Here is a 19274-nt window from a genome sequence, read left to right on the forward strand (position 1 = left end):
CTCCGGCAAAGAATGACGCGTCATAATGCCCTCCAGTCCCTGCAGGCGCCGTTCGCCCCGGACGAACCCGGGGACATGCACGCCTCAATCCTCACGCCTCCAATATCGTTGCATTTGCAATGAAGTCAAGCCGCGCCGGCCGCGCGCGCTGCCACGACTGCCCTTTCATTGTTCCCCAAATACGCAAGCGACATCACCGTCCCACTCGCCGTATGGAACGCCTGCGCGCAGGCGACGCTTGAACCGGCGACCGGAACGATGCAGTCATTGCAAACGTAACGACCGGGGCCCGCCGTGACCGATTTCGACCTCAACGACTTCCTGCCCTACCAGCTTGCCGCGGCGGCCGCGCGCGTCAGCCGGGCCTTTGCCGAGCGCTATCGGGCGGAGTTCGGCATCTCGATCCCGGAATGGCGGGTGCTGGTGCATCTCAACCACGCGGGCGCGGTCAGCGTGCGCGAGATCCACGCCCGGGTCGACATGGACAAGTCCAAGGTCAGCCGGGCGGCGCAGCGGCTGGTCGATGCGGGCTATGTCGAGAAGCGCGGCCATGCCGGGGACAGGCGGCTGGTCGATTTGCGGCTGACGGCCGAGGGGCACGCTCTCGTCGGGCGCATCCTGCCGATCGCCGCGACATTCCAGGCGGAGCTTCTCGCCACGCTGGGCGAGGACGGCATGCCGCTGAAGCGGGCATTGACACGGATCATGGAAGGAAAATGATGCTGACGCTCTACGATTACTGGCGCTCTTCCGCCTCCTACCGGCTGCGGATCGGGCTCAACCTGATGGAGCTGCCGTTCCGCTCGGTCCCGGTCGACATCGTGAAGGGAGAGCAGCGATCGCCCGAGAACCTGGCGCGCAATCCCCAGGGCCTCGTGCCGACGCTCGACATCGACGGCATGATGATGACCCAGTCGCTGGCGATCCTCGAATACCTCGACGAGACCCGCGGCGCGGGGTTCCTGCCTGCGGATCCGAAGGGGCGGGCGCGGGTGCGCACCTTGTCCTATGCCATCGCGATGGAGATCCACCCGGTCTGTAATTCGTCGGTCTCGGCCCATGTGGTGAAGGCCTCCGAGGGCCGGATCAGCGCCGAGGCCTGGATGCAGGCCTTCATCGGCCCGCGGCTCGAGGCGTTCGAGCGGCTGCTGGATCATCCCGACACCGGCAGGTTCTGCCATGGCGACAGCGTGACCATGGCCGATATCTGCCTCGTGCCGCAGATCTACAACGCGGAGCGCTGGGGCGTGGACGTGACGTCGTTGTCGCGCCTGTCGGGGATCGCCACTAGGCTGAGGGCGATTCCGGCCATCGCGGCCGCGCATCCGGACCGTTTCAAGGCTCCGGCAAGCTAGGAGGAGAGCAGAACATGAGCGACGACATCGTCATCCTGTCGGGGGCCCGCACCGCCATCGGCACTTTCGGCGGGGCGCTGTCCGGCGTGGCCCCGATCGACCTTGGCACGACCGCCGCGAAGGCCGCGCTGGAGCGGGCGGGTGTCGAGGGCGGGCAGATCGGCCATGTCGTCTTCGGCCATGTCATCAACACCGAGCCGCGCGACATGTACCTCAGCCGGGTCGCCGCGATGCAGGCGGGCGTGCCCGACACCACGCCCGCGATGAACGTGAACCGCCTTTGCGGTTCGGGGGCGCAGGCGATCGTTTCGGCGGCGCAGTCGCTGATGCTGGGCGATGCAGATTTCGCGCTGGCCGGCGGGGCGGAATGCATGAGCCGCTCTCCCTACATCCTGCCGGCTGCGCGCTGGGGCCAGAAGATGGGCGATGCGGGCGCGCAGGACATGATGCTGGGCGCGCTGAACTGCCCCTTCGGCACCGGCCACATGGGCGTGACGGCCGAGAATGTGTCGGACGAGAACGACATCGGGCGCGCGGCGCAGGACGCGTTCGCGCTGGAGAGCCAGACGCGGGCCGCGAAGGCGATCGCCGAGGGGTATTTCAAGGAGCAGATCGTGCCGGTCGAGGTGTCGTCGCGGCGCCAGACGATTTTGTTCGACACCGATGAACACCCCAAGGCCACGACGGCCGAGGCGCTGGCGGGCCTGCGCCCGGTGTTCCGCAAGGACGGCACCGTCACGGCGGGCAATGCCTCGGGCATCAACGACGGGGCGGCGGCCCTGGTGCTGGCGCGGGCCTCGGCGGCCGAGGGTGCGGGTCTCGCGCCGCGCGCCCGGATTCTGGGGTACGCCCATGCGGGCGTGCGGCCCGAGGTGATGGGCATCGGGCCGATCCCGGCTGTCCGCGCGCTTTGCGCGAAGACCGGGCTCAAGGTCGGCGATTTCGACGTGATCGAGTCGAACGAGGCCTTCGCGGCGCAGGCGCTGGCGGTGTCGAAGGAGCTGGGCCTCGACCCGGCGAAGGTGAACCCTAACGGCGGGGCAATCGCGCTTGGTCACCCGGTCGGAGCCACCGGCGCGATCATCACCGTCAAGGCGATGTACGAGCTGGAGCGGACGGGCGGAAAGCTGGGCCTGATCACCATGTGCATCGGCGGCGGGCAGGGGATCGCCATCGCCATCGAGCGTCTCTGAACGGGGCAGGGGGCGGTTAACCTTCGCCCTCTGACGGCCGGCGTGCGGCCCGGTCAGGCGTCGGGACGGTCCAGCACGCGCTCGGGGCTGTCCAGCGTCGGTACCTGGGCGGCCCAGGCGGCATACTCCCCGCTGGTCGCGCGCTTCAAAAGCGCGGCCAGCGCATCCAGCGGATCCTCGGGGTGGTAATCGATCCGAAGGGTCAGCGGCGCCGCGTCGCGTCGCACCACCAGCAGCGCCGCCGACAGGAGCCCCCGCGAATCGCTGCCCGCCGCGCGCCCCGCCATCAGACCGGCGAGGAGCCGCTCGGCAAAGCTTCCCGAGGCAGAAAGATACCCCTCGGCCGCCGCCCGCGGCACGCTGTCGTTGGCCAGCATGTTGCCCGCGACCACCCCGCCGTCGAATTCGTGCGCCGCGATCACGGGGGTGTTGCTCTGCCCGCTGAACACCCCGGTCCGCCCGATCTGGTCGAGCGCCGAGAGCTGGCGCCACTCGCGCCCCGTGTCGGCGCCGGTGACGTCGGCCACCACCTCGCCCGCGCTGCGGCCGAGGCGCATGCCGGCAAGCACGTCTTCGCCCCACATTGTCGAGGGCGCGGCCCCCTGGCTTGCCGACATGCCAGCCCGGATATCGCCGCGCAGAACCCAGCCGCCGACGCAGAGCGACCCGGTCGCCGCCGCGCCGCCAAGGGCCCCGGTCTCGCCATCGCGTGCAAGTATGGAAAAGGTCATGCCGCCCCCGCCGGTGTGCTGAGCCAGCGTGCTGGCCGATTTTGTCATCATCTGCCCGATTAATTATCATGAAAAATTGACGGGCGCAAATTATCATGATAATTTAGAGTCAAAGAGGGCCCCGCCAGACGGGTCCGGACAGCCTGCCAGACGGTCTTACCCACCCCTGCGCCAACAAGGAGACACCGATGACCCAACCCGTCCTCACGCGCCGCGGCCTGCTTGCGGCCACCGGCGCCACGCTGGCGCTTGCCGGCCTGCCGCAACGGCTGATGGCCGCCACGCCCTCGGGCGTCATGGTCGTGGCCCAGATCGCCGAGCCGAAGTCTCTCGATCCGGCCGCCGACACCGCTGCCAACGATTTCCGCATTCTCGTGAACCTTTACGATGGCCTCGTCCGCTTCAAGGACGGCACGCTGGAGGTGGAGCCGGCGCTGGCCGAGAAATGGGACATCAGCGAGGACGGCAAGGAATACACCTTCCACCTGCGCAAGGGCGTGAAGTTCCACGACGGCACCGATTTCGACGCCGAGGCGGTGAAGTTCAACTTCGACCGCATGCTCGACGACAAGAGCCCTTACCATGACACCGGCCCCTTCCCGCTGGCCTTCTTCTTCTCCTCGATCGACAAGACCGAGGCGGTGGATGCCCAGACCGTGAAATTCACGCTGAAGGAGCCCTACGCGCCCTTCCTGTCGAACCTCGCCACGCCAACGGGCGAGATCGTCTCGCCCGCCGCGGTGAAGAAGTACAAGAAGGATTACGGCCGCAACCCGGTCGGCACCGGCCCCTACAAGTTCAAGGAATGGAAGTCGAACCAGCGCGTCGTGGCCGAGCGGAACGACGATTACTGGGACGGCAAGCCGGGCCTGAAGGCGGTGATCTTCCGCCCGATCACCGACGCCAACACCCGCACCGCCGAGATGCTCTCGGGCGGGGTCGACCTGATGACCGAGGTGCCGCCGAACGCGCTGTCGCAGTTCAAGAGCGACCGCTACAAGATGTACGAGCAGGTCGGGCCCCACGTCTGGTTCCTGATCCTCGACTGTCAGAAGGGCCCGTTCAAGGACAAGAAGGTGCGCCAGGCCGCCAACTATGCGGTCAACAAGGAGGCGATCTGCAACAACGTCCTCGAGGGCACCGCCTCGGTGGCCAACGGCCCGATCGCCCCGGCCTTCAGCTGGGCCTATGACAAGGACCTCGACCCCTATCCCTACGACCCGGAAAAGGCCAAGTCGCTGCTGAAGGAGGCGGGCGTCGCCGAGGGCACGGAGATCACCTTCTACGTGACGGAGGGCGGCTCGGGCATGCTCGACCCGGTGGCGATGGGCACGGCGATCCAGGCTGACCTGGCCAAGGTGGGGCTGAAGGCCAAGATCCAGACCTTCGAGTGGAACACCTTCCTCGGCAAGGTGAACCCCGGCCTCGACAAGGACCAGCACGCCGACATGGCCGAGATGGCCTGGATGACCAACGACCCCGATACCCTGCCTTACCTGACCTTGCGCACCGCGGCCTGGCCGGAGAAGGGCGGGTTCAACTCGGGCTATTACTCCAACCCCGAGGTCGACAAGCTCCTCGAAGAGGCCCGCACCTCGACCGATCAGTCGAAGCGCGCCGACCTCTACAAGAAAGTCGCCCAGATCGTGCATGACGACGCGCCCTGGGTCTTCGTCGCCAACTGGAAGCAGAATGCCGTGTCCACCGACAAGGTCGAGAACTTCCAGCTTCAGCCCTCGTTCCTTCTCGAACTCGCGAAGGTGACGAAGAGCTGACGATCGACTGAGGGGGCGGCCGGTCCTTCGGCTGGCACGCCCCCCCTTTTCCTTTCCGTCCGCATGTTCGCTTGAGGGGGGCGTATGGGCCGCTACATCCTGCGACGGCTGATCTCGGCCATCCCGGTGCTTCTGGGGATCACCGTGATCGTCTTCCTGATCATGGCGATGATCCCGGGCAACCCGGCCCAGGCGATCCTCGGCGCCTATGCGACGCCCGACAACGTGGCGCGCATCAACAAGAGCCTGGGCCTCGATAAACCCCTGTGGGACCGGTATTTCATCTGGCTCTGGAACATGCTTCACGGCGATTTCGGACGCTCGTATTCGCTGAACCGCCCGGTGATCGACGAGGTGATGGACCGTCTCTCTGCCACCGCGATTCTCGCGGGCGTGAGCTGGGTCGTGGCCTCGCTCCTCGGCATCCTCGCAGGGGTGATCTCGGCGGCGCGGCAATATGGCCTCGCCGACAAGCTGATCACCTTCGTGGTGCTGATCGGAATCTCGATCCCGTCGTTCTTTCTCGGCATGATGATGATCCTGTTCTTCGCGGTGCGGCTGCAATGGCTGCCGGCATCGGGAATGTACGAGATCTACGGCGGCGGCGGCCTTGGCGACCTCGCGCGCCACATCACGATGCCTGCGATCGCGCTCTCGGTGGTGGCCACCGGCGTGATCGCCCGCCTCTCCCGCTCGGCCATGCTCGAGGTGCTGCGGCAGGACTACATCCGCACCGCCCGCGCCAAGGGCGTGAACGAGCGACGGGTGATCATGGGCCACGCGCTGCGTGCGGCCATGGTCTCGGTGATCCCGGTGCTGGGGCTGCAGGCGGGCTTCGTCCTGTCCGGCGCGGTCTATATCGAGATCGTGTTCCAATGGCCGGGCATCGGCCAGATGCTGGTGAACGCGATCCTGCAGCGCGACATCCTGTTGGTGCAGGGCGGCGTGGTGATCGTGGCCGCGCTTTACGTGATCTTCAACATCCTCGTCGACGTCGCCCAATCCCTCCTCGACCCGAGGATCAAGACATGAGCGCCGCGACGTCAAATGCGCTTCGCACGCCTTTCCCTTCGCTGGGGGCGCTGCCCCCAGACCCCCGGGATACTTGGGCTCAGAAGAAAGCGGATCTGGGTCTTCTTCTGAGCGGAAATATCCCGGGGTCCGGGGCAGCGCCCCGGCGCATGCAAAGTCTTGCGCCGCAGGCGCGCAACTGGATCCGTAGGGGGGCAGCATGAGCAAGTTCCTTGCACTCCTGTTCCGCAACCGCCTGGCCGCGCTCGGCGGGGTGGTGATCGCGGTCATCTTCGTGCTGGCTCTGATCACGCCGCTCCTGCCGCTGCAGAGCCCCGACGACACGGATACCGCCCATCGGTTCCTGCTGCCGTTCAGCGGCGGGCATCTGCTGGGCACCGATCAGCTGGGGCGCGACCTGCTTTCACGGTTGCTCTGGGGGACGCGGCTGAGCCTTGCCGTCGGGATCGCGGCGGCACTGGCCGCGGGGTTCGTGGGATCCGCCGTGGGGATCGTCGCCGGCTATTTCGGGGGTCGGACCGACAATGTCATCATGCGCGGCGTCGACATGCTCATGGCCTTTCCCTACATCCTGCTGGCGCTGGCGATCGTGGCGGCCCTCGGGCCCGGGTTGATGAATGCGCTGATCGCGGTGGCCGCCGTGAACGTGCCGTTCTTTGCGCGCAACATCCGCGGCATCACCGTGGGGCTGGCGGGGCGCGAGTTCGTCGATGCGGCGCGGCTGTCGGGCAAGGGGCACATCCGGATCCTGTTGACCGAGCTTCTGCCCAACGTGTTGCCAGTGATCGTCGTCGCCATGTCCACGACCGTGGGCTGGATGATCCTTGAGACGGCGGGGCTCAGCTTTCTCGGCCTCGGCGCGCAGCCGCCGCAGGCGGATCTGGGCGGAATGCTGGGCGAGGCGCGCTCGGCGATGATCTCCTCTCCGCATACCTCGGTCGTGCCGGGGGTGATGATCTTCCTCATCGTCATGTCGATCAACCTTCTGGGCGACGGTGTGCGCGATGCGCTCGACCCGCGGCTGCGGTCCGGCGCGCTGAGCCGGCCGAAGCCCGCCACCGACGTGCGGCGCGCGGGACCGGTGCCGGAGGCCACCGGCGCGTTGCTGGAGGTGCAGGCGCTGGAGACGCAGTTCCATGTCGGGCGCCGCATCTACCGCGCCGTCAACGGGGTGAGCCTTGCGGTCCGTCCCGGCGAGTGTCTGGGCGTCATCGGCGAGAGCGGCTCGGGCAAGTCGGTCACGGCGCTTTCGGTGATGGGTCTCGTCGCCTCGCCGCCGGGCGTAATCACCGGGGGTGCCGTGCGCTACAAGGGCGATGACCTGGTCGGTGCGCCCTATGGCAAGCTGCGCAGCCTGCGCGGCGACCGGGTCGCCTATATCTTCCAGGATCCGCTGTCGACGCTGCATCCGCTCTACCGCATCGGCGATCAGCTGGCCGAGGCGATCACCGCGCACCACGGGGTCGGCGGGCGCGAGGCACGGCAGCGCGCGCTGAAGCTGTTGCGCGATGTACGGATCCCGAACCCGGAAAGCCGGATCGACAATTACCCGCACGAGATGTCGGGCGGGATGCGCCAGCGCGTGGGCATCGCCATGGCGCTGGCCAACGACCCGGACGTGATCATCGCGGACGAACCCACCACCGCGCTCGACGTTACCGTGCAGGCGCAGATCCTCAGCCTGCTTGACGACCTGCGGCGCGACCGCGGTTTGGCGATCGTCTTCATTACCCATGATTTCGGCGTCGTGGGGCAGCTTTGCGACCGCGTGGCGGTGATGTATGCGGGCCAGATCGTCGAGGAGGGGCCGACACAGGCGATCCTCGACGCGCCTGCCCATCCCTATACCGCGCGGTTGATCGCCTGCGTGCCGGAGCTGGGCGGCGGGCGGCGTGCGCTGGCCGCGATCCCGGGTCTGCCGCCATCGGTCGACGATCTGCCGCCGGGCTGCGCCTTTGCCCCGCGCTGCGCCAGGGCGCAGGAGGGATGCACCGCGGCGCCCATCGACATGCGCGAAGGCGCCGTCGCCGGGACCCCTGGCCGCGCCGTCCGCTGCATCAACCCGGAGGAGGCGATCGCATGACCGAGGCCCTGCGTGTCACCGACCTGTCCAAGACCTTCCCGCAGGCGGGGGGGCTGTTCTCGCCCGCCAGGCCCGGGGTACGCGCCGTGCGCCCCGTCTCCTTCGCCGTGGAAGAGGGCGAGACACTGGGCATCGTCGGCGAGAGCGGCTGCGGCAAGTCCACCTTCGCACGGATGCTGGTGGGCCTTCTGCCGCCGTCCTCGGGCGAGATCGAGATCGAGGGCAGGCGGCTGGACAATGCCGACCCGGCGAAGTTCGGCAAGATGATCCAATACGTCTTCCAGGATCCGATCTCGTCGCTCAACCCGCGCAAGACCGTGCGGCAGATCATGGAGGCGCCACTCAGGCGTCTCCATGGGATGGCGCGGGCCGAGCGGGCGGCGCGGATCGCCGAGATCTTCGACAGCGTGAACCTGCGGCAGGAGTTCCTTGACCGTTATCCGCACGAATTCTCGGGCGGGCAGGCGCAGCGGATCGGCATCGCGCGCGCACTGGCGGCGGCGCCGAGGATCCTCGTGCTGGATGAGCCGGTCTCGGCGCTCGACGTGTCGGTTCAGGCGCAGGTGCTGAACCTGCTCGCCGGGCTGAAGGCGGACTTCAACCTGACTTACCTGTTCATCAGCCACGACCTTGCCGTGGTCGAGGCGGTCAGCGACCGGGTGCTGGTGCTCTATTTCGGGTCGGTGGTGGAGATCGGGCGGGCCGAAAGCATCTTTCGCCACCCGCGGCATCCCTACACCAGGCTGCTGGCCGACTCGGCCCCCGTGGTGGGCCGGCCGTTGACCGCGCCGGAGCAGAAGGATACCGAACTGCCCGACCCGCTCGATCCGCCGCCGGGCTGCGCCTTTGCCGGGCGCTGCCCCCGCGCCACGGATCTGTGCCGCCAAGAGGAACCGCCGCTGAGGCCGATGGGAGAGGATCAGCTTGCCGCCTGTCACCACCCGCTCGAAGACTGACCCCCGGGGAGAGCGCCTTTCGCGCCCTGAGCGGGTGGCCGAGGCGATCAAGGCCTGGGTGGTGGACGAGCGGCTGCAACCGGGCGACAGGCTGCCGTCGGAGCCGGAGCTGATCGAACGTTTCGCCATGGCGAAAAGCACGATCCGCGAGGCGATGCGCCTGCTGGAGGCGCAGGGGCTGGTGCGCACGCGGACCGGGCCGGGCGGCGGCAGCTTCGTGCACGAGGTGTCGCGCGGGCGGGCGCAGGCGCTTCTGGGCAACTACTTCTACTTTCGCGACCTGACGATCCGCGACATCTACCAGCTGCGCCGCGCGCTGGAGCCGGAGCTGGCCGCCTCTCTTGCCGGCAAGCTTTCCGAGGAAACCCTCGGCAGGCTGGGCGAGAACATCCACGAATACGACATGCCGGCGAAGACCCCGGAAGAAGAGCGCGCCCAGCACGTGGCGAGCCTGCGCTTTCACCAGATCCTGGCCGAGGCGGCGGAGAATGAGCTTCTGGGTTTCATTATCGGCTTCATGGCGACGATGCTGGCCGAGGTCACGGTGACGCGTCGGCTGTACGAGCCCCGGAACACCGAGCTGTGGGAGCGCGGCAAGGATTACCAGACGCGCCTGCTGATGGCGTTGCGCGCGGGTGACCGTGGGGCCGCGCGCGCGATCATGCTGGCGCATATGCGCACCGCGCAAGCGCTGATGGAGGGACAGGAGGCCGAGATGCACCGCCGTTTCATGTCGGAGAGATCACCCGATGCCTGACCGTCTCGAAGGGCCTGACCGTTTTGAAGGGGTCTCGGCCGGTGCCGAGGGCTGGTCCTTTGCCGCCTACGAAGTGGTGCGCGACCGGGTGCCCGTGGCGGATTTCTCCGGCGTCGCGTCGCGCCGCGTCGCGCATCTGGGCGAGGTGGCGGCGGATTACGATGTCTTCCTCCTTGATGCCTACGGCGTGCTGAACGTGGGCGAGGACCCGATTCCCGGCGTGCCGGAGCGTGTCGCCGACCTGCAGGCGCAGGGCAAGCGGGTTATGGTGGTGACGAATTCCGCGGGCTATCCCAAAAGCCACCTGCTGGCGCGCTATGCCCGGTTCGGCTTTCGCTTCGATCCGGACGACGTGGTGTCGAGCCGCGGCACGATGCTGGCCGCGCTGGAGGGGATGCCGCCAAGGCGCTGGGGCCTGATGGCCGAGGAACGCTACGGCACCGACGAGATCGGCCATCTGGATCATGTCTTCCTCGGCGACGATCCGGCGGCCTATGACGCGGTCGAGGGCTTTTTGCTGATCGGGTCGGGCGGCTGGTCCGAGCCGCGGCACGCGCTGATGGAGGCAAGCCTTGCCGCCCGGCCCCGGCCGGTCTTCTGCGCCAATCCCGACCTTTCCGCCCCGCTGGGGGCGTGGCTCTCGCGTGAGCCGGGGTTCTATGCGCACCGGCTGGCGGATACCGCTGGGGCGGCGCCGGGTTTCTACGGCAAGCCGTTCGCCAACATCTTCGCCCGGGCGCTGGCGCGGGTTCCGGCCGAGGTGCCGCGCCACCGGATCCTGATGGTGGGCGACACGCTGCAGACCGACATCCTGGGCGGGCGGGCGGCTGGCATCTCCACCGCGCTGGTCACGGGCCATGGGTCTCTTGCCGGGGCCGACGTGGACAGCGCGATCGCGAAATCTGGGATCGTGCCGGACGTGATCATGCCGACCCCCTGACCGGCCGATCCTTGTGCGGGCACGGGGCGCGCGCGGGCAGGAGGCGCGGATCAGGCGCCCTCGAACCCTGTCAGCACGCCCACCGCGTTGACGCCGATCTCCTCGACTGCGTAGCCGCCCTCCATCACGAAGAGTGTGGGCAGGCCCAGCTGGGCGATCCGCGCGCCGATCTTCGGGTAATCCGCGGTGGTCAGCTTGAATTCGCTGATCGGGTCCTTCTCGAACGTGTCGACGCCAAGCGAGACCACCACCACGTCGGGCGCGTAATCGGCGATCTTGCGGCAGGCGTCGTCCAGCGCCTCCGACCAGATGGCGAAGGGCGTGCCGGCGGGCATCGGGTAATTGTGGTTGAACCCCTCGCCCTCTCCGGCACCGCGTTCGTCGGCATGGCCCAGGAAGTAGGGGTATTCCTCGTTCGGATCGGCATGGAGGTTGAACACGGCCACGTCGCCGCGATGGTAGAAGATCTCCTGCGTGCCGTTGCCGTGGTGGTAATCGACGTCGAGGATCGCCACCCGCGCCGCGCCCTGGTCGCGATAGCGCTGCGCCACGATCGCCGCGTTGTTGAGGTAGCAATAGCCCCCCATGAAGGCGCTGCCCGCATGGTGCCCCGGCGGGCGGCACAGGGCGAAGGCGCTGCGTGTGTTGCCGTCGATCAGCGACGCTGCGGTCAGCGCCGTGTCGTAGGAGGATTTGACCGCGTCCCAGGTGCCCTTGACGAAGCTCACCCCGGCGTCGAAGCCGTAATAGCCCAGCAGCGCGTCGATCGAGGTGGGCCGCTTGTCGGCGCGCAAGCCCCTGATCGGAAAGGCGAAGGGCACTGTCGGGTTGGTCCGCCCGGAGGCTTCCCACATCGGCCAGGCCTGCGGCAGGAAGTCGACGAAATCGTCGCGGTGCACACGCCGCGCGGCATCGAGGCTGTGCGTCTCGGGCGCCGAGACCGGGCCGAGGCCCACCGCGTCGATCCGCGCCCGGATGAAGCGCGCGCGCTCGGGCTTCTCGAACCCGGGGACAAGCTGGCCCGAGATCAGTTCAAGCTGACCCGCATGGCCTTCGTGCCTTTCCGAAAAGATCGTCTGCATGGTGCTGCCTCGCTTCTGTGCCGTCGCCGTCTCGCGCAGGGCAAAGCTAGGCACGAACGCCGCGGTTGCACAAGATCGTTGCAGTACGAACAATCTCGCGGCTAGCATTCACCCCATGATGCCCGGCGTTTCACTGTCATCGGGCCCGTTTCGCCCATCCGGGCGGCGCAGGGGTCACGGCGGCGTGACGTGGGCGGATCGGGGCTTGATCCGTGCAGGGCGCTGCGAAAGCCTGCCGGGGCAGTCCCGAACGGAGCGGCGCCCGCGGTTGGTTCGGCGCCGGTTTTTGTGGCGGATTGCCCGCTTTCGGGGCGTTTTCGGTGCCTCGCGCACCGGCGCCGCCACGTTCTGCGTGGTGGCGCTGGCCCGGGCGGGGCGGGTTGTCACGATCGGGTCGGCGGACCGGCAGATGCCGGGGGTGACCGCTTCGGGGCCGTGTTGGGGGCTCCGGTTCAACGAGTATCACGCAAAGGGGACCGGTCGGACCGGGCAGTTCAGGGGAGCCATATGCAGGCAGCGAAGCTGGGGGCGGAGACGTCCCCGAGGGAGCGGGAGGGCGCCGCGCAGGAGGCCGCGCCGGTGATCTCGATCCGCGAGGTGAGCAAGGTCTTCGGGCAGGGCGTCGCGGCCTTCACCGCCCTCGACCGGGTGCAGATCGACATCGGCCAGAACGAGTTCTTCACGCTGCTCGGCCCCTCGGGCTGCGGCAAGACCACGCTTCTGAGGCTGATCGCGGGATTCGACTATCCGACCATGGGCGAGATCCGCCTGTTCGGACAGGACATCGCCCGCCAGCCGCCGTTCAAGCGCCCGATCAACACGGTGTTCCAGAACTACGCGCTGTTTCCGCACATGACGGTGGGCCAGAACGTGGGCTTCGGCCTTGAGATGCTGGGCCGCCCGAAGGCCGAGATCGCGGGACGCGTGGACGAGATGCTGCGGCTGGTGCGAATGGAGGCGCTGAAGGATCGGCGGACCTCGGAAATCTCGGGGGGGCAGCAGCAGCGGGTCGCGCTGGCCCGGGCCCTGGCGCCGCAGCCCAAGGTGCTGCTGCTGGACGAGCCCCTCTCGGCGCTCGACTACAAGCTGCGCAAGGAAATGCAGATCGAGCTGAAGCGGCTGCAGCACGAGACCGGGATCACCTTCATCTTCGTCACCCACGACCAGGAGGAGGCGCTGACCATGTCCGACCGCATCGCGGTGATGTCGGGCGGACGGGTGCTGCAGATCGGCAGCGCGCACGACATCTACGAGCGGCCGACGGAGCGCTTCGTCGCCAATTTCATCGGCGAGACGAACTTCCTCGAAGGGCAGGTGCAGGGCGGCGGCTCGGTGGCGCTGGACGCGGGCTCCGTGGTGCCCGCCCTGCCGCCCGAAGGCTTTGCGCCCTCGGGCCGCGTGACCGTGGTGATCCGGCCCGAACACGCGCGGCTGGTGCCCTCCGGCACGGCGGGCAGCCTGGCCGGCACGGTGTCGAACGCGGTCTATTTCGGTACCGACACGCATTACCACGTCACCCTCGGCGACGGGTCCGAATTCATGGTGCGGCAGCAGAACAGCCGCGCCAGCGCCAGCCATGAGATCGGCGCCCCGGTGGGCGTGGCGATCGACGAGGGCGCGGCAAGGATGCTGAGGGACTGATGGCCGCGACGGATACCCCCCCGCCCGCGCCGTCCCTGCCGTCGTTCGAGGCCGAGGCGCAAACCCGCGCGGCGCGGCGCAACCGGCTGCTGACGCTCCCCGCGCTGCTGATCATCGGAATCTTCGGGGTGCTGCCGCTCCTGATCATCCTCGTCTATTCGTTCCTCGAGGCCGGGCCCTACGGCGGCGTGGTCTGGAACTTCTCGACCGAGGCCTACGTCAACTTCCTGTTCCAGGCCGATATCTTCTCGGACAAGCTGACCTTTGCGCCGGCCTACCTGTTGATCTACCTGAGGTCGTTCCTGTTCGCGGTGGCGACGACGCTGGTCTGCCTGATCCTGGGCTTTCCGACCGCTTATTTCATGGCGACGCGCCCGCCGCGTCAGCGCAACCTGTGGGTCCTGCTGATCACCATCCCGTTCTGGTCGAACCTGCTGGTCCGCACCCTGGCGATCATGTTCATCATCCGCGACGAGGGGCTGATCAACTCTATCCTGATGGGCATGGGTGTGATCGACCATCCGATCACGATGCTCTACACCAATTTCGCGGTGCTTCTGGGCCTTCTCTATGCCTTCCTGCCGTTCATGGTGCTGCCGCTCTACGCCTCGCTCGAGAAGCTGGATTTCCGGCTGGTCGAGGCCGCCTATGACCTTTACGCCACGCGCTGGCGGGTGTTGTGGCGGGTGATCGTGCCGGCCTCGCTTCCCGGCATCGTGGCGGGGTGCCTGCTGGTCTTCATCCCGACGCTGGGCGCCTATGTGACGCCGCTGATCCTGGGGGGCGGCACGCACCTGATGATCGGCGACCTGATCGCGCAGCAGTTCGGGTCGGGGCGGAACTGGCCGTTGGGGTCGTCGCAGGCCCTGATCCTGATGGCCGTCGTGCTGATCGCGCTGTTCGTCTACGTCCGCAACACCACGGGGAGGACACCCCATGGCTAAGCGTCGCGCACCCCTCGACATCAAGGTGCTGCCGGGCTTCGCCTCCATGGCGGTGATCTGCCTGCTGGTCCTCTACGTGCCGATCCTCGTGCTCATGCTGTTCTCGTTCAACAGCGGCAACATCGTGACCCACTGGGAGGGCATCTCGCTTCACTGGTATGGCGTCGCCCTGCAGAATGACGAGTTCTTCTCGGCCGCCGAGAACACCATGATCATCGCCGTCTCGGCCACGGTGATCGCCACCTCGGTGGCGACGCTGGCGGCGCTGGGGATGACGCGGGTGAAGCCGTGGAAGGGGCTGACCGCCGCCTTCATGGTGCTGAACCTGCCGCTGATGGTGCCCGAGATCGTCACCGCCGTCGCCACCCTGTCGTTCTTTGCGCTGATCGCGGGCAAGCTGGGGCTGAACTTCGGCATCGGCAACCTGATCATCGCCCATACCGTGTTCTGCATCCCCTTTGCCTACATGCCGATCAAGGCCCGGCTCGAGGACATGGACACGACCCTCGATCATGCCGCGGCCGATCTCTATGCCCCGCCGTGGAAGACCTTCCGCCGCATCACCCTGCCGCTGCTGGCCCCCGGCATCATGTCCGGCGCGGCGCTGTCCTTCATCGTCTCGTTCGACGATTTCACCATCACCCAGCTGGTGGCGGGGCCGGGGCAGACGACCTTGCCGCTGTATATCTGGAACCAGATCCGCCGGCCGATGACGCCAGAGATCAACGCGATCTCGACCATCCTCCTGATGGTGTCGATCGTGCTGGTGGCGGTCTCGTTCCTCGTCACCCTCAAGAAGCGCCGTTAGGGCGCCGGACCAGACCAACAAGACCAAAGAAGACCAACAGAGGAGCAACAGATGAAACCCAAACTGATCCCGGCGCTCGCCGCGCTCGGCCTCGCGCTGGCGGCCGGCCCGGCGCTCGCCAAGGGCGAGCTGCACATCTACAACTGGGGCGACTACACCAACCCCAAGCTGATCGAGAAGTTCGAGAAGAAATACGACGTCAAGGTCACGCAGGACGATTACGACAGCAACGAGACGATGCTGGCGAAGGTCCGCACCGGCAACACCGGCTACGACATCGTGGTGCCCTCGGATTACACCGTGAAGATCATGATCGACGAGGGGCTGCTGGCCAAGACCGAGCCCGACCAGATGTCGAACTTCAAGAACATGAAGCCTGAATACGTCGACGTGTACTGGGACAAGGGTCGCCACTACTCCGTGCCGTGGCAGATCGGGACGACCGCCTTCGCCGTGGACACCGACAAGTACAAGGGCGACATCGACACCTATGCCATCCTGTTCGATCCGCCCGACGCGCTGAAGGGCCAGATCAACATGCTCGACGACATGAACTCGATCATGCACGCGGCGGAGCGTTACCTGGGCATCCCGCGGTGCAGCGCCGACAAGGCCAACCTGAAGAAGGTCAACGACCTGCTGGTCAAGGCCAAGCCGAACTGGAAGACCTTCTCCTACGACACGATCACCAAGATGACCTCGGGCGATGTGATCGTGACGCAGACGTGGAACGGTGCGGCCTATCGCATGCGGCAGAAGATGCCGTCGGTGAAATATGCCTATCCGAAGGAGGGGATCGAGGGCTGGATGGACAACGTGGCGGTCCTCAAGGGGGCGCCCAACATGGAGAACGCCAAGCTGTTCCAGAACTTCATCATGGAACCCGAGAACGCCGCGCTGATCTCGGAATTCGCGGGCTATGACAACGGCATCAAGGGCAGCGAGAAGTTCCTGCCGGCAAGCTTTGCCGACGCGCCGGAGATCAAGCGCCCCGAAGGCGCGCCGACCCCGGAATTCGTGCCGCCCTGCCCGCCGGCCGTGGTGAAGATCTACAACCAGATCTGGACCAACCTGCGCAAGTGATCCTTGCGCGCGGCCCCGGTCGCGGGGCCTGATCACGGGCCGGAGGGGGCGACCTCTCCGGCCTTTCCCTCACCTCCCCCGGGGCGCGTGCCATGACCTCCTACCGCAATTCCGACCCCCGCCCGCCGATCATGCAGGGCAGCCCGCCCGCGCAGCCGGTGCCCCGGATCGACTGGGACCGCCCGCCGTGGAACCGCTGGGCTTTCCAGCACATCCGCGAGCTGATGCCTACGGTCGAGGTCTGGCGCGGCGACGCCCCCGTCGTGCCCCTGCCACGGGCCGAACAGGATGCGGAGCGGGATTTCGACACCCTCGCCGTGACCCTGCCCGACGGCACCCCCGGCACGCTGGCCACCCTGCTGGATGAGACCTACACCGACGGCTTTCTCGTGATGAAGGACGGCGCCGTGGTGGCCGAGCGCTATTTCAACGGCATGGCCCCGCACAGCCTGCACCTGTCGCAATCGGTGGCGAAATCGGTCACCGGCACGGTCGCGGGTATCCTCGTGGGGCAGGGCGTCCTCGACCCCGATGCCCCGCTGACCGACCTTATCCCCGAACTCGCCACGACCGGGTGGAACGGCGCCAGCCTGCGCCACGTGCTCGACATGACCTCGGGCACGGCCTTCGACGAAAGCTATGCCGACCGGTATTCCGACATTGGCCAGGTCGATGTCGCCTCGGGCTGGAAACCCGTCCCCGAGGGCTCCGACCCCGCCTTCCGCTGGCCGCCCGACATCTGGTCGCTGATCCTCGGCCTCGACAACCAGACCAGGCCGCACGGGACGCGGTTCGAATACCGCTCGATCGAGACCGACGTCCTCGCCTTCGCGATGGAGCGCGCCACCGGCCGCCGCCTCGCGCAGCTGGTGTCCGAGGAACTCTGGCAGAAGATCGGGGCCGAGCGCGACGCCTGCTTCACCGTCGACCCGGCGGGTTATGCGCTCGCCGACGGCGGATTCAACGCCTGCCTGCGCGATTATGCCCGCCTCGGCCAGGCGTGGCTCGACGGGGACATCGTTCCCCCGGCCTGGATCGCCGACAGCCGCGGCCACGCCACGGCCGAGATCCCGCCCGCCGCGATGGAGGGCCTCTCGGGTGGCTCCTACCGCAACACGATGTGGAATATCGGTGACGGCAGCGTGCTGATGGCCCGCGGCGTCTTCGGCCAGCTGATCTGGATCGACTTCGAGAACGCCGTGGTCGCGGCCAAGCTGTCGAGCTGGCCCGACTTCCTGTCACCGGCCCTCGACGCTGCCACCCGCGCCGCAATCCAGTCGATCACCCGCGCCCTGAAATGACAGCCCGGCCACCCCGGGCCGGATGGGCGAACGCCCTTCCTTCTTCTGAGCGGAAATATCCCGCGGGGGGTGTGGTGGGGGCGCGAAGCCCCCCACCGCCGCTTACTGAAGGTCCGAGAACGCCGCCTGCAGCCGCCGCACCGCTTCCTCGATATTGGCGCGCGGTGTGGCCAGGTTGAAGCGCAGGAAATTCTCGCCGCCGATCCCGAAGGCCGCCCCCGCGTTCACCGCGATCTTCGCTTCCTTCTCGACCCGTGCCTTGAACTCCTCCGGCGCCATCCCCGTGCCCGAGAAATCGACCCAGGCCAGGTAGGTGCTTTCCAGCGCCATCGACGCCACCCCCGGGATCGCGTTCACCCCCGCGTCGAAGATCTTCCGGTTCCCGTCGAGATAGGCGCAAAGCGCATCCACCCATTCCGCGCCCTCGGGCGAATAGGCCGCCGTCGCCATCACCACGCCGAACGAGTTGGGCGAGATGCCAAGCCCGGCCATCGTGGCACCGAAGGCCTCGCGCAGCGCGGGGTCCGGGACGATCACGTTGCCCGAATGGGTGCCCGCGATGTTGAAGGTCTTGGTGGTCGCCGCCATCACCACCGTCCGGTCCTGCGCCTCGGGCGCGGCCTTGGTCATCACGCTGTGGGTCTGCCCCGGCATCACCAGGTCATGGTGGATCTCGTCCGACACCAGGATCAGGTCGTGCTTCTTGGCGAAGGCCGCGACCTCTTTCAGCTCCTCGACCGACCAGACCCGGCCGCCCGGGTTGTGCGGCGAACAGAAGACCAGCATCGTCTCCTTGCCCGTCAGTATCGCCTCATAGGCGTCGAAGTCGAGGGTATAGCGCCCCTCCGTCAGCTTCATCGGCAGCTCGGTCACCGTGCGGCCGGCGGCTTTGATGACCCGGTGGAAGGCATGGTAGACGGGGGTGAACAGCACCACCGCATCGCCTGGCTGCGACCAGGTCGCGACGCAGAGCGCGGTACCGTTCACAAGGCCATGGGTGGTAAAGATCCAGTCGGCCTCGATCTTCCAGCCGTGGCGGTTCTCCATCCACCAGCCGATCGCCGCCTTGTAGGCGCTGTCGTCGCCGAAATAGCCGTAGACGCCATGGTCGACCATGCCCCGGAGTGTCTCCTGCACCACTTGCGGCGGGCGGAAATCCATGTCGGCCACCCACATCGGCAGGCCTTCATCGGCGGGCACGCCGAAAAGCGGCTCCATCATGTCCCACTTGGCCGAATGCGTGCCGCGGCGCTCGATGATCTCGTCGAAGTTCATGAATCGGTCCTTTTCGCTCATCCCCTGCGGGGCCCGCCACCTGGTTCCGGCCCCGGCAACATCCTTCCCCGAGGCAAAGTGATAGCAGGGAGCATCGGGACGTTGAAGATCGCCCGCCTGGGAAGTTTTCTCATATTTCGACCGCGAAGACCCAGCCGCCGCCACATCTTCCCATGTCGCCCGGGAAATTCGCAAACCCTGTCGCCAGGCCCCGCGGCCTTCTTCTTTCTGCTCGAAAATATCCCACGGGGGTGCGGGGGTGTGAAACCCCCGCGGATGCGGTGGGTGCGGGGGTGTGAAACCCCCGCGGATGCGGTG

At 67.3% G+C, this 19274-nt stretch carries 17 protein-coding genes; 14 read left to right on the top strand and 3 right to left on the bottom strand.

What is annotated here, in order from left to right:
* Positions 1-294 precede the first annotated feature (294 nt).
* The 3 genes from CVV76_RS17500 to CVV76_RS17510 are packed head-to-tail and all read left to right on the top strand — an operon-like array spanning position 295 to position 2548.
* Positions 295-720, top strand: a complete 426-nt coding sequence (locus CVV76_RS17500) for a MarR family winged helix-turn-helix transcriptional regulator (RefSeq protein ID WP_102225980.1) — start codon at positions 295-297, stop codon at positions 718-720.
* Positions 720-1355, top strand: a complete 636-nt coding sequence (gene maiA / locus CVV76_RS17505) for a maleylacetoacetate isomerase (RefSeq protein WP_102225981.1) — start codon at positions 720-722, stop codon at positions 1353-1355. Before CVV76_RS17500 ends, maiA begins: the two co-directional genes overlap by 1 nt.
* 14 nt (positions 1356-1369) lie before the next feature.
* A complete protein-coding gene (locus tag CVV76_RS17510; RefSeq protein ID WP_102225982.1) occupies positions 1370-2548 on the top strand; it encodes an acetyl-CoA C-acyltransferase family protein in 1179 nt (392 codons plus the stop codon).
* 53 nt (positions 2549-2601) lie between these two features.
* Here the strand turns inward: CVV76_RS17510 and CVV76_RS17515 are convergent, their stop codons facing one another.
* On the bottom strand, positions 2602-3279 hold the full coding sequence (locus CVV76_RS17515; protein ID WP_102225996.1) for a DUF1028 domain-containing protein: 678 nt from the start codon (positions 3277-3279) through the stop codon (positions 2602-2604).
* A 188-nt stretch (positions 3280-3467) separates the two neighbouring features.
* On the opposite strand from CVV76_RS17515, the gene CVV76_RS17520 reads away from it, so the two are divergent.
* The 6 genes from CVV76_RS17520 to CVV76_RS17545 all read left to right on the top strand — a co-directional run bounded on the left by CVV76_RS17520 (position 3468) and on the right by CVV76_RS17545 (position 10822).
* Positions 3468-5054: an ABC transporter substrate-binding protein gene (locus CVV76_RS17520; protein WP_102225983.1), complete on the top strand. Its 1587-nt coding sequence runs from the start codon at positions 3468-3470 to the stop codon at positions 5052-5054.
* An 84-nt stretch (positions 5055-5138) separates the two neighbouring features.
* On the top strand, positions 5139-6086 hold the full coding sequence (locus tag CVV76_RS17525; RefSeq protein WP_102225984.1) for an ABC transporter permease: 948 nt from the start codon (positions 5139-5141) through the stop codon (positions 6084-6086).
* 199 nt (positions 6087-6285) lie between these two features.
* Positions 6286-8169 (top strand): dipeptide/oligopeptide/nickel ABC transporter permease/ATP-binding protein, encoded by a 1884-nt coding sequence (locus CVV76_RS17530; RefSeq protein ID WP_102225985.1) that lies wholly within the window; start codon positions 6286-6288, stop codon positions 8167-8169.
* Positions 8166-9125, top strand: a complete 960-nt coding sequence (locus tag CVV76_RS17535; protein ID WP_102225986.1) for an oligopeptide/dipeptide ABC transporter ATP-binding protein — start codon at positions 8166-8168, stop codon at positions 9123-9125. The genes CVV76_RS17530 and CVV76_RS17535 overlap by 4 nt, the downstream gene beginning before the upstream one ends.
* On the top strand, positions 9094-9882 hold the full coding sequence (locus CVV76_RS17540; RefSeq protein ID WP_102225987.1) for a FadR/GntR family transcriptional regulator: 789 nt from the start codon (positions 9094-9096) through the stop codon (positions 9880-9882). The genes CVV76_RS17535 and CVV76_RS17540 overlap by 32 nt, the downstream gene beginning before the upstream one ends.
* Positions 9875-10822 (top strand): TIGR01459 family HAD-type hydrolase, encoded by a 948-nt coding sequence (locus CVV76_RS17545; protein WP_102225988.1) that lies wholly within the window; start codon positions 9875-9877, stop codon positions 10820-10822. Before CVV76_RS17540 ends, CVV76_RS17545 begins: the two co-directional genes overlap by 8 nt.
* 50 nt (positions 10823-10872) lie before the next feature.
* Here CVV76_RS17545 and CVV76_RS17550 read toward each other — a convergent pair whose 3' ends face one another.
* Entirely contained in the window at positions 10873-11904 is a 1032-nt protein-coding gene (locus CVV76_RS17550) for a histone deacetylase family protein (RefSeq protein ID WP_102225989.1), read from the bottom strand.
* A 507-nt stretch (positions 11905-12411) separates the two neighbouring features.
* Between CVV76_RS17550 and CVV76_RS17555 the strand changes: the two genes are divergently transcribed.
* The 5 genes from CVV76_RS17555 to CVV76_RS17575 all read left to right on the top strand — a co-directional run bounded on the left by CVV76_RS17555 (position 12412) and on the right by CVV76_RS17575 (position 17681).
* A complete protein-coding gene (locus CVV76_RS17555) occupies positions 12412-13545 on the top strand; it encodes an ABC transporter ATP-binding protein (protein ID WP_102225990.1) in 1134 nt (377 codons plus the stop codon).
* The gene (locus CVV76_RS17560) at positions 13545-14489 is read left to right on the top strand and encodes an ABC transporter permease (RefSeq protein ID WP_102225991.1); all 945 of its coding nucleotides are present in this window, start codon (positions 13545-13547) and stop codon (positions 14487-14489) included. Before CVV76_RS17555 ends, CVV76_RS17560 begins: the two co-directional genes overlap by 1 nt.
* On the top strand, positions 14482-15297 hold the full coding sequence (locus tag CVV76_RS17565) for an ABC transporter permease (RefSeq protein ID WP_102225992.1): 816 nt from the start codon (positions 14482-14484) through the stop codon (positions 15295-15297). The genes CVV76_RS17560 and CVV76_RS17565 overlap by 8 nt, the downstream gene beginning before the upstream one ends.
* A 51-nt stretch (positions 15298-15348) precedes the next feature.
* Entirely contained in the window at positions 15349-16380 is a 1032-nt protein-coding gene (locus CVV76_RS17570) for an extracellular solute-binding protein (RefSeq protein ID WP_102225993.1), read from the top strand.
* A gap of 92 nt (positions 16381-16472) precedes the next feature.
* Positions 16473-17681: a serine hydrolase domain-containing protein gene (locus CVV76_RS17575; protein WP_102225994.1), complete on the top strand. Its 1209-nt coding sequence runs from the start codon at positions 16473-16475 to the stop codon at positions 17679-17681.
* A 102-nt stretch (positions 17682-17783) separates the two neighbouring features.
* Here the strand turns inward: CVV76_RS17575 and CVV76_RS17580 are convergent, their stop codons facing one another.
* Positions 17784-18956: a MalY/PatB family protein gene (locus CVV76_RS17580; RefSeq protein ID WP_102225995.1), complete on the bottom strand. Its 1173-nt coding sequence runs from the start codon at positions 18954-18956 to the stop codon at positions 17784-17786.
* Between the last annotated feature and the right edge of the window lie 318 nt (positions 18957-19274).

Origin of the sequence: Acidimangrovimonas sediminis, from assembly GCF_002871005.1 — a bacterium.
GTDB classification, from domain to species: Bacteria; Pseudomonadota; Alphaproteobacteria; order Rhodobacterales; family Rhodobacteraceae; genus Acidimangrovimonas; species Acidimangrovimonas sediminis.

What these genes read in the sequence shown, in the direction of transcription:
- CVV76_RS17525 (WP_102225984.1), top strand. Translation starts at nt 5,139, where the DNA reads ATGGGCCGCTACATCCTGCGACGGCTGATCTCGGCCATCCCGGTGCTT.
- CVV76_RS17555 (WP_102225990.1), top strand. Translation starts at nt 12,412, where the DNA reads ATGCAGGCAGCGAAGCTGGGGGCGGAGACGTCCCCGAGGGAGCGGGAG.
- CVV76_RS17545 (WP_102225988.1), top strand. Translation starts at nt 9,875, where the DNA reads ATGCCTGACCGTCTCGAAGGGCCTGACCGTTTTGAAGGGGTCTCGGCC.
- CVV76_RS17560 (WP_102225991.1), top strand. Translation starts at nt 13,545, where the DNA reads ATGGCCGCGACGGATACCCCCCCGCCCGCGCCGTCCCTGCCGTCGTTC.
- CVV76_RS17575 (WP_102225994.1), top strand. Translation starts at nt 16,473, where the DNA reads ATGACCTCCTACCGCAATTCCGACCCCCGCCCGCCGATCATGCAGGGC.
- CVV76_RS17510 (WP_102225982.1), top strand. Translation starts at nt 1,370, where the DNA reads ATGAGCGACGACATCGTCATCCTGTCGGGGGCCCGCACCGCCATCGGC.
- CVV76_RS17580 (WP_102225995.1), bottom strand. Translation starts at nt 18,956, where the DNA reads ATGAACTTCGACGAGATCATCGAGCGCCGCGGCACGCATTCGGCCAAG.
- maiA (WP_102225981.1), top strand. Translation starts at nt 720, where the DNA reads ATGCTGACGCTCTACGATTACTGGCGCTCTTCCGCCTCCTACCGGCTG.
- CVV76_RS17515 (WP_102225996.1), bottom strand. Translation starts at nt 3,279, where the DNA reads ATGACCTTTTCCATACTTGCACGCGATGGCGAGACCGGGGCCCTTGGC.
- CVV76_RS17550 (WP_102225989.1), bottom strand. Translation starts at nt 11,904, where the DNA reads ATGCAGACGATCTTTTCGGAAAGGCACGAAGGCCATGCGGGTCAGCTT.
- CVV76_RS17520 (WP_102225983.1), top strand. Translation starts at nt 3,468, where the DNA reads ATGACCCAACCCGTCCTCACGCGCCGCGGCCTGCTTGCGGCCACCGGC.
- CVV76_RS17530 (WP_102225985.1), top strand. Translation starts at nt 6,286, where the DNA reads ATGAGCAAGTTCCTTGCACTCCTGTTCCGCAACCGCCTGGCCGCGCTC.
- CVV76_RS17535 (WP_102225986.1), top strand. Translation starts at nt 8,166, where the DNA reads ATGACCGAGGCCCTGCGTGTCACCGACCTGTCCAAGACCTTCCCGCAG.
- CVV76_RS17565 (WP_102225992.1), top strand. Translation starts at nt 14,482, where the DNA reads ATGGCTAAGCGTCGCGCACCCCTCGACATCAAGGTGCTGCCGGGCTTC.
- CVV76_RS17570 (WP_102225993.1), top strand. Translation starts at nt 15,349, where the DNA reads ATGAAACCCAAACTGATCCCGGCGCTCGCCGCGCTCGGCCTCGCGCTG.